This window comes from Mycobacterium sp. P2_H7, assembly GCF_056403275.1.
The window spans coordinates 1-471 of the sequence record NZ_JBFUFU010000048.1 but is presented as its reverse complement, the minus strand read 5'-3'; the positions used below and the strand labels follow the sequence as shown (position 1 = coordinate 471).

Genomic DNA, 471 nt, shown 5'->3' with positions numbered 1-471 from the left:
GGCCGCACGCATCCGCGGCCTCCTTCTGGCCCTTCGGGATCGCCTCCAGGCTGGCCCTGAATACCTCGCTGCCATACGCTCCGGTTTGAAATGCCAGCGCCGCCGTTGCCGCTGCAAAGCCCCCCATGGTGATGCCTGCGTCGGGGAGGCCGTAGTAGAGAAGCTGAAGCAGAACCAACAGAGGCAATCCCCTGCCGAACTCGATCACACACAGTGCCAGCATCCGCGAGCCCTTGTGGGGCGTCATCACCCAGACAGCGAGCAGCAATGCCAGGAGATACCCGAAAAACAGCGCCACAGCTGTCAGCTTCATGCTGACCAGCAGACCGGCGAACAGGTCACCACTGGCGTTCTGGACGGTTTCGATGAAGCCATACCAATTCATGCCATCGAAAACCTTGCTCGCATGCGGCTGTCCATGTTCCGCGAGAGGTAGGCAAGCGGCAGGCTCAACAACAGATAGATGACACC

Annotated in this window: 1 protein-coding gene; it reads right to left on the bottom strand. The window is 60.5% G+C overall.

Going from position 1 to position 471, the window contains the following annotated elements; translation table 11 throughout:
• The coding region (locus AC1DY7_RS31275; protein ID WP_477497642.1) for an ABC transporter permease subunit at window positions 1-385 on the bottom strand (385 nt) is incomplete at its 3' end.
• Window positions 386-471: the final 86 nt, after the last annotated feature.